General features: G+C 69.3%; 14 protein-coding genes. 9 read left to right on the top strand and 5 right to left on the bottom strand.

Features of this window, described 5'->3' with window-relative positions:
• Positions 1–1,044: glycoside hydrolase domain-containing protein (locus AB0H43_RS34635; protein ID WP_360006530.1), on the bottom strand; the 1,044-nt coding region annotated here is incomplete at its 3' end.
• Positions 1,045–1,142: 98 nt separating this feature from the next.
• Here AB0H43_RS34635 and AB0H43_RS34630 point away from each other — a divergent pair.
• Genes AB0H43_RS34630 through AB0H43_RS34620 form a run of 3 tightly spaced genes read left to right on the top strand, consistent with a single transcriptional unit; the run spans position 1,143 to position 3,411 of the window.
• Complete coding sequence (locus AB0H43_RS34630) at positions 1,143–2,285, top strand: hypothetical protein (RefSeq protein WP_360006528.1); 1,143 nt, start codon at positions 1,143–1,145, stop codon at positions 2,283–2,285.
• 14 nt (positions 2,286–2,299) lie between these two features.
• Positions 2,300–2,620 (top strand): hypothetical protein, encoded by a 321-nt coding sequence (locus AB0H43_RS34625; protein WP_360006525.1) that lies wholly within the window; start codon positions 2,300–2,302, stop codon positions 2,618–2,620.
• Positions 2,617–3,411, top strand: coding sequence for an alpha/beta hydrolase (locus AB0H43_RS34620; protein WP_360006522.1), 795 nt, complete (start codon positions 2,617–2,619; stop codon positions 3,409–3,411). The genes AB0H43_RS34625 and AB0H43_RS34620 overlap by 4 nt, the downstream gene beginning before the upstream one ends.
• A 102-nt stretch (positions 3,412–3,513) precedes the next feature.
• On the opposite strand, the gene AB0H43_RS34615 is transcribed toward AB0H43_RS34620, so the two are convergent.
• From AB0H43_RS34615 to AB0H43_RS34605, 3 genes are read right to left on the bottom strand one after another with little or no spacing between them, the layout of a single operon-like run.
• Entirely contained in the window at positions 3,514–4,152 is a 639-nt protein-coding gene (locus tag AB0H43_RS34615) for a PIG-L family deacetylase (protein WP_360006519.1), read from the bottom strand.
• Positions 4,152–4,943, bottom strand: coding sequence for a glucose-1-phosphate cytidylyltransferase (locus AB0H43_RS34610; RefSeq protein WP_360006516.1), 792 nt, complete (start codon positions 4,941–4,943; stop codon positions 4,152–4,154). The genes AB0H43_RS34615 and AB0H43_RS34610 overlap by 1 nt, the downstream gene beginning before the upstream one ends.
• A 4-nt stretch (positions 4,944–4,947) precedes the next feature.
• Complete coding sequence (locus AB0H43_RS34605; protein WP_360006513.1) at positions 4,948–6,168, bottom strand: class I SAM-dependent methyltransferase; 1,221 nt, start codon at positions 6,166–6,168, stop codon at positions 4,948–4,950.
• Positions 6,169–6,349: 181 nt separating this feature from the next.
• On the opposite strand from AB0H43_RS34605, the gene AB0H43_RS34600 reads away from it, so the two are divergent.
• The 5 genes from AB0H43_RS34600 to AB0H43_RS34580 are packed head-to-tail and all read left to right on the top strand — an operon-like array spanning position 6,350 to position 12,923.
• The gene (locus AB0H43_RS34600) at positions 6,350–7,387 is read left to right on the top strand and encodes an SDR family oxidoreductase (RefSeq protein WP_360006510.1); all 1,038 of its coding nucleotides are present in this window, start codon (positions 6,350–6,352) and stop codon (positions 7,385–7,387) included.
• On the top strand, positions 7,387–8,550 hold the full coding sequence (locus AB0H43_RS34595) for a methyltransferase domain-containing protein (protein WP_360006507.1): 1,164 nt from the start codon (positions 7,387–7,389) through the stop codon (positions 8,548–8,550). Before AB0H43_RS34600 ends, AB0H43_RS34595 begins: the two co-directional genes overlap by 1 nt.
• Positions 8,551–8,601: 51 nt before the next feature.
• Positions 8,602–9,615: a hypothetical protein gene (locus tag AB0H43_RS34590; protein ID WP_360006504.1), complete on the top strand. Its 1,014-nt coding sequence runs from the start codon at positions 8,602–8,604 to the stop codon at positions 9,613–9,615.
• Complete coding sequence (locus AB0H43_RS34585) at positions 9,612–11,129, top strand: oligosaccharide flippase family protein (protein WP_360006501.1); 1,518 nt, start codon at positions 9,612–9,614, stop codon at positions 11,127–11,129. Before AB0H43_RS34590 ends, AB0H43_RS34585 begins: the two co-directional genes overlap by 4 nt.
• Positions 11,130–11,147: 18 nt before the next feature.
• Positions 11,148–12,923: a hypothetical protein gene (locus AB0H43_RS34580; protein ID WP_360006498.1), complete on the top strand. Its 1,776-nt coding sequence runs from the start codon at positions 11,148–11,150 to the stop codon at positions 12,921–12,923.
• A gap of 1 nt (position 12,924) precedes the next feature.
• Here AB0H43_RS34580 and AB0H43_RS34575 read toward each other — a convergent pair whose 3' ends face one another.
• The gene (locus AB0H43_RS34575) at positions 12,925–13,992 is read right to left on the bottom strand and encodes a glycoside hydrolase family 16 protein (RefSeq protein ID WP_360006495.1); all 1,068 of its coding nucleotides are present in this window, start codon (positions 13,990–13,992) and stop codon (positions 12,925–12,927) included.
• Positions 13,993–14,144: 152 nt separating this feature from the next.
• Between AB0H43_RS34575 and AB0H43_RS34570 the strand changes: the two genes are divergently transcribed.
• Entirely contained in the window at positions 14,145–15,248 is a 1,104-nt protein-coding gene (locus tag AB0H43_RS34570) for a hypothetical protein (protein WP_360006492.1), read from the top strand.
• Positions 15,249–15,272: the final 24 nt, after the last annotated feature.

Genomic DNA, 15,272 nt, shown 5'->3' with positions numbered 1-15,272 from the left:
GGTGACGTCGGCTCCGATCAGCCGGTCGAACCCGTTCCAGCCGCTGCCGATCTGGCGGGAGGCGGCGCTGCTGTACGGGACGCCGTCGTCGCGGACGATGTTGTTGGAGTAGAGCCAGAGGGTGCCGTCGGTCTTGCGGCCGATGAGGTCGGTGTAGCCGTCGCCGGTGACGTCGGCCCCGGTGATGAGGCTGAACGCGTTCCAGCCGGTGCCGATCTGGTAGGCCTCGGCGCTGCTGTACGGGACGCCGTTGTCGCGTTCGATGTTGTTGGGGTAGAGCCAGAGGGTGCCGTCGGTCTTGCGGCCGATGAGGTCGGCATAGCCGTCGCCCGTGACGCTGTGGCCGGGCGGCCGCGTCGCTGGGGCCTCCCCGCCCCACTGGCCGAAGTCCGCGGCACGGGCTTCATTGCGATCGCAGTCAGCTCCGTCGACGGTGATCCCGTTCTGCACCTGGCGCAATTGCGCCCGGCTGTCCCAGCTGCCGCCGGACCAGGCGTAGGTCTGCCAGCCCCAGGAGATCTTGCCGGCGTCGAAGAGCCGTTTGACGACGTAGTAGCCGCCGTAAGCCCCGGTCCGTCCGCGCCCGATGACCGAGGCCACCCCGTCGAAGTAGGAGTTGATGGCGCTCTGCTGCGCCTCGGTGGCGTCGAAGTCGACGCTGAAGTAGATCGGCCGGCTCTCCGGCATGCCGCAGGCGATCGCCTGGCGCTGCGCCTCGATGGCGTTCGCCCTGCCCGCCGAGTAGCCGTCGAGCGCCTCTGCCGCCGAGTACTCCCAGTTGGTGACGATGTCGAGCCCTGCGGCGCGCAGCGCGTCCGCCTCGGCTCGATTGAGATTCTTGCCGGTGGTGCTCCAGCTGACGTAGCGACAGACGAACGAGTATCCGGCGGCCACGATCGCGCTGGGCCGCGGACGACCCCACGAGTAGTCGATGCCTTTCCGGGTCGCCGCGTGCGCGGGCGTGGCCAGCGACATCCCGGTGGCGGCGCCGAGTGCGGTCGCCCCGGCGGCGCCCAGCAGCGCCCGGCGGGAGATTGGTTTCATGCCAAGCAGGGTTGGGCACCGGGCTTGAGTAATTCTTGCAGGCCGATTGAATGCCCTGCGCAGGCAACCGAACGGGGCGTTGGTGCGTCAGCGTAGGCATGGGGAAGCCTGCCGCGTCGAGAACGGTGCTGGTCTGCGCCGGACTGCTCGGCGTACTCGCTTCCGCGGCGTGCGGGGGTGCGCCTCGGGAGCAGACCGCGACGGCCGTTACGGCCGCGCCTCGGCTCGGCGACATCCGGCCCCCAGCCTCGGCGATCCCGTTGCCGGCCGATCGGGCGGCCGGCGACGGGGTCGCCGTCTATCGTCCCGGGCGCACGAAAGGCCCGGTCTACCTGCTCACTTCGACTGGTACGCAGTATGAACTGCCCGTCCTGGGCACCACCGCACCACCGAGCCCGGTGCCCAGTCCGGGCGCGTCCGCCGTCGAGCCGTTGCCGCCGGAGCCGGGGAACGCTTGCGCGAGCCGCCAGCAGTGCAGTCAGCCTTTCGAGGTCGATCCGATGACCTGGGTGAGCTTGTCGCCGGACGGGCGTTATCTGGCTCGGCCCGTCTATCCGCGGATGACCGAGATCCGGGATCTCCGGAGCACCGCGGTGCTGCGGTTGGCCGATGGGGAGCTGCCGCAGGCCTGGTCAGCCGATGGCAGCCGGCTCGTCGTCCGCGTGCCGGACGGCGGGTTCAAGGAGAGCTACGTCGCGGTGGAGATCAGCACCGGTGTGCGTACCAGTCTGAAAGCCTGCACGGGCCTGGCGTTGGGCGCGGTGCTGGCCGACGGCCTGGTCTTGTGCGTGCCGCCGCGCGGGAACATGGAGGACCGGTTCGTGCCTCGCGTGCCGGGGGTGGCCGATTTCCGGGTCGAGACCCCCGACGGCCAGGTACGCCGCGAGTTTCACGTCGACCTGCGCGACCGGCTCACGGAGAGCGGCCAGCCGATGTGGTTCCAGGACGTCAGCGCCGACGGGCGGCAGGTGTTGATCTCGGTGCTGGAGCGGACCTTCGTCGCGTCGGCCGAGGACGGCTCGGTGTCGGCCGAGGTCGTCCCGCCGAAGGAGCCGGGCTGGCTGGTCGCGGGCTTCCACGGTGATCACGTCTATCTTCGGCGTCTCGTCGAGGTCGGCTCGCCGAGCCCGATCTCCGAGCCCGTCGTGTACGCCGCCTGGAACCCGCACGGCTACCCGGAGCCGCAGCTCACCTTTCCGGCGGGCGCCCTGGTCCAGCTGACCGGACGGGTCTTCTCCTGATCTACCCTTGACGCATGAGCCCGCGTCGTAACCTGCCTCGCAAGAGTGCCAAAGCGGGCCATCGAGACCTCAACGAGGCGGCCGCGCGCGGCGGCGTGGAGCTGGAATACGGCGCGGACGGCACCGACGGCGACTGGAATGTGCGGCACGTCACGGCCGGTGCCGCGACGAAGGCCTACCGATGCCCCGGCTGTGACCACGAAATCCAGCCCGGTGTGGCGCACGTCGTAGCCTGGCCCGCCGACGGCCGGGGAGACTCGTCTGATCGGCGGCACTGGCACACAGCGTGCTGGCGGGCCCGCCACCGTCGTCAGCCGACCCGAAAGTTCCTGTGATGACGCTGATCCGCGCGAACTCCATCCTCCCGGCCCGCCGCGAGGCGATCGAGCTGCATACGGCCGACGGCCTGCGGCTGATCGGCGAACTGTCGCTGCCGCTGGAGCGCGACCCGGTGGGCACGATCGTCTGTTTCCATCCGCTGCCCACGCACGGCGGGATGATGGACAGCCACATCTACCGCAAGGCGGCCTGGCGGTTGCCGGAGCTGGCCGGGATGGCGGTGCTCCGGTTCAACACCCGCGGCACGGAAAGTGTTCAGGGCAAGAGCGAAGGCACGTTCGACAGCGGCGTGGGGGAGCGGTTCGACGTCGCGGCCGCCATCGAGTACGCCGAATTCGCCGACCTGCCGAACATCTGGGTGGTCGGCTGGTCCTTCGGCACGGATCTCGTGCTCAAGTACGGGGCCGAGCCGGGGATCTCCGGCGCGGTCCTGCTCTCGCCGCCGCTGCGCTTCTCCACCGACGAGGACCTGGCCCGCTGGGCTGCCTTCGGCAAGCCGATGACCGTCCTGGTGCCCGAGTTCGACGACTACCTGCGCCCGGCGGAGGCCCGGGACCGCTTCGCCGCGGTGCCGCAGGCCTCCGTGATCGGCGTCGACGGGGCCAAGCACCTCTGGGTCGGATACGCCGAACGGATCCTCGACGAGATCGTCCGGCTCGTGTCGCCGGAGACGCCGACGCCGCTGCCCGACCAGTTCGACGGGCCGATGACGTCCGGGGACGCCTCCGCGTACGCGGATCGGACGGTGGCCGCGTTCGGCGGTCCGCTGCCCTCTCCGCGCGACTGATCCCTTGGCGCTGCCGCGTTCAGCGCTGGATCAGGGTTCTCGGTCGAATCTTGGCTCAAGATTCGACCCGGAACCCTGATTCAGCGCCCACGAACAGCGCAGCTAGAAGTGCAGGGTGGCCTTGGCGCAGGTGAAGGCCTCGGCGTACCGGGTCCGGCTCTCCATTCCGCGTACGCGCATGAGTCCGAAGAAGACCTCGTCGTCCCACCAGTCGTGGGACTTCTGCGACGGGAAGGCGTCGTTCAGCACTTCGACCTTCCGTCGCGCCATCTCGTCGGTCAGCGGGACGTAGAGGTTGGGCCGGCCGAGGTCGCCGTCCCATTTCGGGATCTCGTAGTGCAGCACCAGTTGGTCCCGGAACGCCGACAGGGCGAGTTCCCCGATCAGCCGGTGGTCCTGGTGGGCGTCGCCGGGGGACGGGACGAGCACCAGGTCGGCGGTGACGGTCGCCGCCGCCGACTGCAGGATCTGCTTGGTCTGCGCCCAGTGCCCGGGGAGCCGGCCGTCCGGCAGGTCGTGCAGGTCGAAGCTGAGTTCGGCGCCCGGCAGGCAGGCGGCGGCCGCTGCGCGCGCCTCCGCCTGCCGGTTCGCCGTGCCGGTGCAGAGCACATAGTGGACGCGTACGCCGGGGACGGCCGCCGCGAGGGTCAGCAGCAGCCCACCGGCGGCGATCTCGATGTCGTCGGGATGCGCGCCGATCGCGACGACGGTGCGTACTTCGCTGGTCCCCAACGAGAGCATCAGGCCACCAGCGCCGGGTTGGTCCACAGCATCCACGGCGCCAAGCCGCGATTGACCAGCTCTTCCATCTCGGCCCGGTCCTTGAACGTGTCCACCGCGCGCCAGAACCCCTTGTACCGCTGGGCCATGAGGCGGCCCGTCGGGTGCAGGCGGTCCAGTGCGTGCGGGACGATGTCCTCGCCTTCCCGCAGCTCGTCGAAGATGTCCGGCCGCATGATGAAGTAGCCGCCGTTCTCCCATTGGGTCAGCTCGTGGAAGCCACGGATGCCGGTGACCTGGCCGTCGTCGTCGATGTCCAGGTAGTGGTGTGTCGAGAACGGTGGCACCGCCAGCATGCTGACCGTCTTGTCGGTGGCGGCGAACTTGTCGATCATCTCCGGCAACGGGGCGTCGGTCAGGGTGTCGGCGTAGTTGCACAGGAACATCGGCTCGTTCTCGACGTGCGCGCGGACGCGCATCAGCCGCTCACCGATCGTCGACTGGTGGCCGGTGTTGATGAACGTGATGTTCCAGTCGGTGATGTCGGAGGAGAACAACCGCACGTCACCGGCCCCGCCGGACATCGTGAAGTCGTTGGACAACGTCTCGTCGTAGTGCAGGAAGTAATCCTTGACCATGGTCGCGCCGTAGCCCAGGCACAGCACGAAATCGGTGTGCCCGTAGTACGCGTAATACCGCATCACGTGCCAGAGGAGCGGGCGCTCGCCGAGCAACGCCATCGGCTTCGGCACCGCGCTGCCGCCTTCGCGCATACGCATGCCGAGCCCGCCGCAGAAGAGGACGACCTTCACCGGCCTACACCACCTCGAGGTCGGGGATGGGGAAGACCAGGCGGCCGCCCCAGTCGCGGACATAGGAGAGCTGGGCGGTGATCTCGGCCCGCAGGTTCCAGGGCAGGACCACGACGAAGTCCGGCCGGTCGCGCTCGATGCGCTCCGGCTCGTGGATCGGGATGTGCGTACCGGGGAGGAACCAGCCCTGCTTGTGCGGTGAGCGGTCCACGGTGTACTCGATCAGGTCGGACCGGATGCCACAGTGGTTGAGCAGCGTGTTGCCCTTGCCGGGCGCGCCGTAGCCGACCACGCGCTTGCCCTCGGCCCGCGCAGCGAGCAGGAAACCGAGCAGGTCGCGCTTGATCGTGAAGACGCTCTTCTCGAACCCCCGATGACCCTCGAGCGTGTGCAGTCCCGCGGCCTCCTCCACATCCAGCAGCGCCTTGACCCGCGCGGTCGGCTCACCGGCCGCGTCGGCGTGCTTCGCGTGTACGCGCAGCGAACCGCCGTGTGTGCTCAGCTCCTCGACGTCGACCACGGTCAGCCCGGCGGTGGCCAGGGCCCGGCCGGCCGTCAGCAGCGACAGGTACTGGTAGTGCTCGTGGTAGATCGTGTCGTACTGCCGCTGCTCGATCAGCCGTAGCAGATGCGGGAACTCCAGGGTCACCAGCCCGTCCGGTTTGACGAGGGCGGCCAGTCCGGCGGAGAAGCCGACGATGTCCGGGACGTGGGCGTACACGTTGTTGCCGGCGACCAGATCGGCGCGGCCGACGCGAGCGGCGATCTCGGTGCCCGTCTCAGCTCCGAGGAACTGGACCTCGGTGCGGATCCCCTTGGCCCGGGCGACCTCGGCGATGTTCGCCGCAGGCTCGACGCCGAGCACCGGGACGCCCGCCGCAACGAAATGCTGCAGCAGGTAGCCGTCGTTGCTCGCGACCTCGGTGACGAGACTGTCCGGACCGAGCTTCAGCCGGTCGATCATCTCGTCGGCGTACCGCTTCGCGTGCGCCACCCAAGAGGTGGAATACGAAGAGAAGTAGAGGTAGTCCGAGAAGATGTTCTCGCCCGCCACATGGGCGGGGAGTTGGACCAGGAGGCACTGCCCGCAGATCCGGACGTGCAGGGGATAGAACGTCTCCGCCGAGTCGAGCCGGTCCGCTGGGACATAGCTTTCGCACAGAGGGGACATCCCCAGGTCGACAAAGGTCTCAGTGACGTCAGCCCCGCAAAGCCGACATTCCACCGTGTTCAGCGCGTTCAACGTCCCCCCAAGGGTGGTGGTGCCTGGGAATTCCCCGACTTTCTATCCAACGTTTCGGTTGCTCGGGGGCGTGAGTCGGCAAGCTGACAAGCGCCTAGACCCTGGTCGGAGCGGTTATCGACAATGTCGGTCGGTTGAGATTCCGAGGGGACTTCAGGGGATCATGCGCGTACTTCTCACAGGGCACGAGGGCTACATCGGCACCGTTCTGGCGGTGCGGCTGCGCGAGGCGGGGCATGACGTCGTCGGCCTCGACACCGGATACTTCGCGGACTGCGTCCTCGGCCCGGCCCCCGAACCGATCCCCGCGCTGCGGCTCGACCTGCGGGACGTCACCCCGGAGCCGCTGGCCGGCTTCGACGCGGTCATGCACCTCGCGGCTTTGTGCAACGACCCGATCGGCAACCTCAACCCCGAGCTCACCTACGAGATCAATCACCGGGCCTCGGTCCGGCTGGCCGACGCGGCCCGGGCCGCCGGGGTCACCCGGTTCCTGTTCTCGTCGTCGTGCTCGCTCTACGGTGCGGGGCTGGGCGATTCAGCCGACCGTCCCTTCCTCGACGAGAACGCGGGCTTCGCCCCGGTCACGCCGTACGGCGAGTCGAAGATCCTCTCCGAGCAGGACATCACCGGTCTCGCCACCGACGACTTCTCGCCCACCTTCCTGCGCAACGCGACGGCGTACGGGTTCTCGCCTCGGCTGCGCGGCGACATCGTGGTCAATGACCTGACCGCCTCGGCCCTGCTGACCGGCGAGGTCCGGCTGCTGTCGGACGGGCGCGCGTGGCGTCCGCTCATCCACGTCGAGGACATCGCCGCCGCGTTCGTCGCGCTGCTGGAAGCGCCGCGGGAAGTGGTGCACGGCAAGGCGTACAACATCGCGCAGACCAGCGAGAACTACCTGATCCGCGACGTGGCCGAGCTGGTCGCCGAGGTTGTGCCGGGCAGCCGGGTCACCTTCGCCGACAACGCCGCGACCGACCTGCGGGACTATCGGGTGAGCGGCGATCTCGTCGCCGCCGAGGTGCCGGGCTTCAAGCCACAGTGGACCGTACGCACCGGCGCCGAGCAGTTGCTGGAGGCGTACCAGCGCCACGGGCTGACCGAGGACGCCTTCCGCAGCCGGTTCCAGCGCATCCGGCGAATCCAGCAGCTCACCGGCGACGGCCGCATCGACGGCGAACTGCGCTGGAGCGCCTGATGACCGACTGCGTCGCGTGCGGCGCGGGCACCCTGGTCGAGTTCGCCGACCTGGGCGGGATCCCCGTCCTCTGCGGCGTGCACTACGCGACCCGGGATGAGGCGGTCGCCTCGCCGCTCGGCCGGATGGTCCTGGGCTACTGCGAGAACTGTGCGTACGTGCGGAATCTCGGCTTCGACCCGCGGATCATGGTCTACGACACGACCATGGACACGAACCTGCACCACTCGGCCGCGTTCCGCGGCTTCTCGACCGACCTGGTGGCCGGCCTGGCCGAGCGCCACGAGCTGGCCGGACGCCGCATCCTCGACATCGGCTGCGGTCAGGGTGAGTTCCTCCGTGAACTGTGCGAGCACACGGGGGCGACCGGGTTCGGCTTCGACCCGATGTACGCCGGCCCGCCCGGCTCCGATCCGTCGGGCGCGTTCTTCGTCTCCGGACGGGCGCCGCTGGACGAGCCGAGTCAGCTGCCGGACTTCGACTTCGTCACCTCCCGCCACTGGTTCGAGCACGAGGACGACCCGTACGCCTTCCTCACCGCGCTGCGTGAACGGGCCGGCGACCGGGAGGTACGCGGCTACCTCGAGGTCCCCGACGCGGGGTACGACCTCGCGACCGCCGGCTGGGAAGTCATCTACCCGCACGTGTCCTACTTCGACTCCGTGGCCCTCGCCGCGATCGTCGAACGCGCGGGCTGGCACGTGATCGCCGAGGGCACCTGGTTCAGCGGCATGTTCCGGTACATCGAGTTCTCGACCCGCCCCTCTCGCCCGTTCGGCCCGGATCGCACGTCGGCCCGGGACCGGCAGCTGCTCGCGATCCGTGGTTTCGCCGAGCGCCACCGCCGGGAGCTGGACCGCTGGCACACGACTCTGGCCGCGTTGCGGGACACCGGGCAGCGTCCGGTGCTCTGGGGCGCCGGCTCCCGGGGCGTGCAGTTCCTGACCCAGGTCGATCCGAAGGTCGAGCTGTCGGCGGTCGTGGACGTGAACCCGCGCAAGTGGGGCCGGTTCCTGCCGGTCACCGGTCATCGGGTCGATCCGCCGGAGAGCCTGCGGGAGATCCAGCCGGGCGCGGTCGTCATCACCAACCCGGCCTACACCGACGAGATCGCGCGATCGCTGGCCGAGCTGGGCCTCGACGCCCAGATCCTCACCGCGTAGGCCGCCGTCGTCCTGCGCCTCCACGACTTTTCCCAACCAAGGAGCGTCGCCATGCAGGCAAGCTCAGCCGTCTCCGGCAAACCCGTGCAGTATCGCGTCGGCCAATGGGTCGAAGTGCTCAGCGCCGACGAGATCATGGCGACGCTGGACGACAACGGCGACGTGGACGCCCTGCCGTTCATGCCGGAGATGCTCCAGTACTGCGGTCGCCGGCTCCGGGTGGGCAAGGTCGCCAACAAGGTCTGCGACACGATGACCCGCAGCGGCATGCGCCGGATGGACGACGCCGTGCACCTGCTCGGTGTCCGGTGCGACGGCTCCCAGCACGGCGGCTGTCAGGCGTCCTGCCTCGTCTATTGGAAGACCGACTGGCTCAAACCGGTTGAGGACGGGTCGGCCGATGGTGTGCCGGTCGAGCCGATCGAGGCCGATCACAAGGTCTTCGTCCAACTGACCGAACGCGCTCAGGCGATCGCCGCCGACGGCACCGAGATTTATCGTTGTCAGGCGACGGAGATCCTGCGCGCGGCGCCGGATGTGCTGCCCCTGCTGGACTTCGGGCAGTACGTCGACGACGTGCGTACGGGGAACGCCGGAATCGTCGCGGTCAGCCGGGCGTTCCTGGTCGGCTTCTTCAACCGCTACCAGCAGTTCAGCGCCCGCGCCCTCCCGAGATGGCTGCGGATCCGGGGCGGCCTGACGTGGGGCTTCCTGCGCGGGTCGGACGGGCCCACGCCGACCGGCCGCACCGACCTGCAGCCCGGTGAACTGGTCCGCATCAAGTCGAAGGAGGAGATCATGAAAACGCTCAACGCCGATCTCCTCAACCGCGGACTCGGGTTCGACGCGGAGATGGCCCGGTTCTGCGGGCTGACCGCGCGAGTGCTGCGGCGGATCGACACGATCGTCGACGAGAACACCGGCAAGATGCTGCGGATGAAGAGCCCCTGCATCGTCCTGGAGGGCGTGGTCTGCGAAGGGGCGTTCAGCGCCAACTGTCCCCGGGCGATCACCGCCTACTGGCGGGAGATCTGGCTTGAGCGAGTGGAGCCCGTGCGAGCATGACGACGACGGTGACCGAGGAAGAGCAGCCGGGCGGCCTCCGCCGGTTGGCCGGTAAGGGGCTGAGCTGGAGTCTCCTCGGCACCGTGGGTACCAAGATCGCGTCGTTCGGGGTGGGGCTGATCCTGGCCCGGCTGCTGACCCCGGCCGACTTCGGGGGCTTCGCGGTCGCGTCGGCGGTGGCGTTCTTCGCCACGCACATCAGCGACATGGGCATCATCGCCGGCGTCGTGCAGTGGCGGGGCCTCAAGGGTGAGCGGCACCGGGACGAACTCGGTCAGCTGCTCCAGGTCGCGCCGTCCGCGACCAGCCTGGCGCTGTTGTTCAGCGTCGCCATCTACGGCGCCGTCTGGATCGGCGCGCCCGGCCTCGGCGCCCTAGCCGGGGGCGACGTCGACGCGGCGAACCTCATCCGGCTGCTCAGCGTGGCCGTGCTCATCGACGGGCTGACCGCCGTGCGGGCCGCCGCGCTGATGCGCCGCTTCCAGCAGGACAAGCTGACCAAGGCCAACTTCGCCGGGTTCGTCGCGTCCGCGGTGCTGTCGATCGCCCTGGCGCTGGCCGGGGCGGGTGCGTACGCCTTCGCCGTCGGGCAGGTCGCCGGGGCGGCCGTCACCGGCCTCATGGTCATGGCGTACGCGAAGCTGAACTACAGCCTCGGCCTGGACCGGAAGATCGTCGGCGCGCTGATGAAATTCGGCCTGCCATTGACGGCCAGCATGGGTGTGGAGGCCGTCGTCACCAATGCCGACTACATCATCGTCGGCCGCTACCTCGGCGGCGTGGCCCTCGGCTACTACCTGCTGGCCTTCAACATCTCCGGATGGGCGCAGGGCATCGTCGGGTCGGCTATCCGCTACGTCTCGATCGCCGCGTTCTCTCGGCTCGCCGGGCGTGGCGACGACTCGTTCGCGCGCGGCGTACAGAAGTCGTTGAAGCTGCTCATCCTCGGCGTCGTCCCGATCTGCGTCCTGATGGCGGTGCTGGCGCCGCAACTCGTGCACGTCCTGTACGGGCCGAAGTGGCTGCCCGCCGTCATCGTGCTCCAGTTCCTGACCGTCCTCACCGGCGTACGCCTGGTGACCTCGTTCGCCCTCGACACGCTCGCCGGGGCCGGTATCAGCCGGTCGGCCCTCTGGGTCAACCTGGGCTGGACCGTCGCCCTCGTGCCGACGCTGATCATCGCGACGCAGGTGGACGGCACCCGGGGAACGGCGATCGCGCACGGAGTGGTCAGCCTGCTGGTCGCGTTGCCGCTGTGCGGGATCGCCCTGCGTAAGGCGGGCGTCCACCTATGGCCGGTCGTCCGGTCGGCCGGTCGGCCGCTGCTGGCCGGGGCCGTCGCCGGAATCGCAGCGCACTTCGTCGTCGCCTGGACCGGTCTGCCGCCCGCCGCCGATCTGGTCGCCGCCGGAGCGGCCGGAGCCGTCTTGTACGTCGCCGTCGCGATCGGGCCGAGCACGCTGCGGCGGTGGGCTGCTCGCCTGTCCCAGAAGCCGGCCGATGCGCTCACCTGACCCTGAACGGCGGCAAGCATGAGAGCCTTCCTCGCCGTGGCCCTGGCGCCGCACGCGAACGACCGATTCCGGCAGCCTTCCGCGGCCGCGCTGACCTGTCTCACCGACACGTTCGACGAGGGCTTCGACGGCGTGAACGTCGCCGTCGACCGGACCGACGTGACCGCCACCGGCTGGGTCGCGTTCGCCGGAACCGAGGAGTTCGACGACCTCGGGCCGACCGCGTTCACCGTGCGGCTCAGCCGCCTGCTGCGTACGCGTGAAGCTGATTTGTCCACATCGGACCTCGCGGCGATGATGCTCCGGCCGCGGGCCCTGGTGCACTTGTTGCCCCCGTTCGCCGCCGCGCATCGGAGCGAGGACGGCGTGCTCCGAGTGGCCACCGATTGGCTCGGCTACCGGCAGCTCTACTGGTGGCAGGGCCATGGCGTGGCCGCGGTCTCGACGAGCGCGCGGGCGCTGGCCGTCCTGTCGGGCGCGGGCCTGGACCGGACCGGTCTCGGGGCGCAGGCGATGATCGGCTGGCAGATCGCCGACCGCACCCCGTTCGCGGGCGTACGCGCGATGCCCCCGGCGTCCATCGCGACCCTCTCCGACGGCGCCGTCCGCATCGACTGGTACGCCGACCCGTTCGACCAGACGGCGCCAGCGCCGAGCCTGGACGCGGCGGTGGACGAGATGGCCGCGATTCTCAGCACCTCGTTGTCGGTGTACCTGGACGCCCACCCGGAAGCGGTGCTCCAACTGACCGGGGGGCACGATTCACGCATCCTGCTTGGCGCGGTCCCCGAGAAGCAGCGGCGTGGCCTCCGCGCGTTGACACTCGGTGCGGACACCAGCCCGGACGTGGTGGTCGCGGCCAAACTGTCCGAGCGGTACGGCTTGCGGCATCAGGTGCTGCACCTGGACGACGTCGCCGCGCCGACGCCCGAGGAGGCGCATTCGCTCGCCCTGCGGGCCGCCCGCGCCCTCGAATGTCAGGCCAGCCCGATGGCCCTCGCCCCGTTGCTGGGTGTCGAGGCTCGCCTGGCGCAGGGGCACCGCCTGTCCGGTCTCGGCGGTGAAGTCGCCCGCGGCTTCTATTACGCGGGGCAGCCGGTCGGCGCGGAGATGACGGCGAAGCTCGTCGACCGGCTGGCCCACTGGCGGATCTTCGCCAACGAGGCGGTCGAGGAGGCCGCGCTGGACCCGGACTTCCGGGCCGAGGCGCTGGCCGAGACGCTCGGCACGCTGACGGAGATCTTCGAGCCCGGCGACTGGCTGCGTTCGACCGACGCGTTCTACCTGTATCACCGGATGCACCGGTGGTCCGGCGCGCACGGCACGGTCGCGGCGGTACGGCGGGACGCGGTCAACCCGATGTTCGACCACCGGTTCATCGAGCTGGCGCTCGCCGTGGCGCCTGGCGACAAACGGGAGTCGTTGCTGCTCGGCCGATTGATGAGCCGGCTCGACCCGGAGCTGGCCCGCATCCCGCTCGACACCGGGCTCACCCCGGCACGGCTGGGCGTACGCGATCTGTCGACGCGTGTCGCGATCGCCACCGTGACGGCCCGCCAGGTCGCCCGCAAGGTACGCCAACGGCTGGTGCACGGGCGCCGGGCGCAGTTCGGCGCGGCCTCCTTCGCCGACCTGGTGCTGAGTCACTGGCGTACTGATCCGTCGGCTTGCGCCGCCCTCTACGACCAGCCGATCCTGCGGCGGGACTGGCTCGACGGCCTGCTCGCGGGTACGCACTCCGCCGAGGCGACCACGATGGCGTACCTGGTCAACCTGCTGGCCCTGCCGAAGTGACCTACCGCTGCTGGTAGACCCGGATGTAGTCGACTTCGAGGCGGCGGGTCAGCGTCGGGTCGGTCAGCCCGACGTTCCAGCGCCGTTGCCAGTTGTTGTCGACCATCATGTGCAGGATGAGCTGCATCGGCTCCTTGGCGATCTGTGCCTTGACGGTGAACTGCCCGCACTTCTTGCCGTCGATGTACCAGGCGATGTGGTCGGGCTGCCAGTCGACGCCCATCCGGACGAAGTTCTTGGAGTAGTCCTTCACCGCGCACTTGCCGTTGTTGTGCTTGCCGGTGTTCGGCGTGTACGACTGGTCGCGCCCGGCATAGTGGTACGTCATGTACATGGTCGACGGGTCGTCGCCCAGCAGTTCCAGGATGTCGATCTCGGTCTGGTACTCGTAGTCCCGGTTCGTCGGCAGCATCCAGAACGCCGTGAAGAACCCCTGGGTCGCCGGGAACTTGATGCGCGCCTCGACGTAGCCGTAGGTGAAGGCGTACAGGTAGTCGGCGCCGCTCGTCGCCTTGGGCCGCGCCGTCGACAACAGGCCTGCCTTGTAGGTGCACCTGCCGTTCTGGCAGGCGGAGTCGGTCCGGGCGGGGGACAGCGGAGCAGCCGTCAGCTTGGCGGTGCCGCCGGAGACCGTCACCTGCGACGGCTGGTAGTGCTCCCGGCCTTCGTTGAAGGTCGACGTGCAGTCGCCGCTGTTCCAGTCGAAGCACGGCGTGAGCTTGGTGTGATCGTAGTCGGACCCGGAGAACTCCTCGCTGAAGGTCAGCTTCCAGGTCTTCCCGGGGGCGGCCGGCGCGGGCACCCCGGCCGGCTGGGCCGCCGGCGACTTCGAGGGCGCGGTCGACGGTGACGCCGAGAGCGACGGACTGACGTTCGCCGACGGAGTCGCGGGCGTCGGAACGGAGGCGATGGGTGATCCTGGCGTCGGCCCGTCGGCGAAACCGGCCGAATTCGTGCCCGGCCGGGATAGTGCGTACGCGCCCGCTCCGAGCAGCAGTACGCCGACGACCGCGGCGGCGACCGCCCACCAGAGGCGGGCGGTGCGACGGGGCGGCTCAGGGGGCGTCATGACGCCGCCGACCGTACCAGCAATCAATCATGATCATTGTCCCCTGTCGGATTTCGGCTGGATGGGTACCCCGGAGCATGCGATGTAGTTTCCTAAGTCGTTCGGACAACGAGTCCGGCGACACCGAGCGAGCGAAGGGATAGCGTGCCGCCGTGCGCCCGTCACAACCGCCACCGCTTCGCCGGAAACCCTGGTACGACCGATATCGCCGTGCCGTGCTCGCCGGAGCCTCGGTGCTGGTGATCGTCGGCGCCATCGGGGTCGCGTACGCCGTGCAACGACCGGCCGGCGAGGGTGGAGTGGATGCCGGAGCCTCGGCGTCGGTCTCGGCCGGCGTCTCGGACGGGTCGTCGTCGGTCTCGGGATCGCCGTCGCCCTCGGGCACGAAGTCGCCTTCCGCGACGACGACGCCGAAACCGAGTGCCACGACCAGACTTCCCTCCGCCGCCGGCGGCCCATGGCCGAACGCCTCCAACACCGGTGTGCCGGCGGGCACCGAGCTGACCACCTACAGCGGGCCGTGCCAGATCAGGACGGCGGGGACGGTGATCGACGCGAAGACCGTCAACTGCACCCTCGAGGTGCGGGCGGCCAACGTCACGATCAAGCGCAGCAAGATCAACGGCCGGGTGGTCCTGGACACCGACATCAGCGGATCGAGCAAGTGGTCCTACACGCTGGTCGATTCCGAGGTCGACGCCGGCCTGGTCCAGCTGCCCGCCGTCAGCTACGGCAACATGAAGGTGATCCGCACCGAGGTCCGCGGCGGCGCCACCAGCGTCCAATGCGGCGAACACGCGATCAGCTGCACGGTCGAGGACTCCTACCTCCACGGGCAGCGCATCCCGGACGACGCCGCCTGGCATCTGGGCGGGTTCCTCTCCAACGGCGGGAAGAACATCCGCATCCGTCACAATTACATCTTCTGCAGCCCTCCGGCCAACTCCGTCGGCGAAGGCTGCACCGGTGACCTGAACCTGCTCGGCGACTTCGCGACCATCTCGGACGTCCTGATCGACAGCAACTTCCTGGCCGCCGGCACGGGCATGTCCTACTGCCTGTACGGCGGCGACGCGTCGAGCAAGCCCTACCCGCACGCCGACCACGTCGTGGTGATCAACAACGTCTTCCAGCGCGGCTCCAACCGCAAATGCGGGGCTTACGGCCCGGTGACCGGATTCAACAAGAACGGGACCGGAAACCAGTGGTCGAACAACAAGTGGGACGACGGGTCGACCGTTCCGCCCGAGAACTAGTCGCCAATCCGTCATTCGGGGCTG

The sequence above is a fragment of the Hamadaea sp. NPDC050747 genome, assembly GCF_040654195.1.
Classification (GTDB): domain Bacteria; phylum Actinomycetota; class Actinomycetes; order Mycobacteriales; family Micromonosporaceae; genus Hamadaea.
The sequence above is the reverse complement of the archived record's forward strand: the minus strand, read 5'-3'. Positions and strand labels throughout refer to the sequence as shown.

Coding starts and splice junctions, on each gene's coding strand:
- AB0H43_RS34600 (WP_360006510.1), top strand. CDS start 6,350: ATGCGCGTACTTCTCACAGGGCACGAGGGCTACATCGGCACCGTTCTG.
- AB0H43_RS34575 (WP_360006495.1), bottom strand. CDS start 13,992: ATGACGCCCCCTGAGCCGCCCCGTCGCACCGCCCGCCTCTGGTGGGCG.
- AB0H43_RS34580 (WP_360006498.1), top strand. CDS start 11,148: ATGAGAGCCTTCCTCGCCGTGGCCCTGGCGCCGCACGCGAACGACCGA.
- AB0H43_RS34615 (WP_360006519.1), bottom strand. CDS start 4,152: ATGCTCTCGTTGGGGACCAGCGAAGTACGCACCGTCGTCGCGATCGGC.
- AB0H43_RS34625 (WP_360006525.1), top strand. CDS start 2,300: ATGAGCCCGCGTCGTAACCTGCCTCGCAAGAGTGCCAAAGCGGGCCAT.
- AB0H43_RS34590 (WP_360006504.1), top strand. CDS start 8,602: ATGCAGGCAAGCTCAGCCGTCTCCGGCAAACCCGTGCAGTATCGCGTC.
- AB0H43_RS34585 (WP_360006501.1), top strand. CDS start 9,612: ATGACGACGACGGTGACCGAGGAAGAGCAGCCGGGCGGCCTCCGCCGG.
- AB0H43_RS34595 (WP_360006507.1), top strand. CDS start 7,387: ATGACCGACTGCGTCGCGTGCGGCGCGGGCACCCTGGTCGAGTTCGCC.
- AB0H43_RS34630 (WP_360006528.1), top strand. CDS start 1,143: ATGGGGAAGCCTGCCGCGTCGAGAACGGTGCTGGTCTGCGCCGGACTG.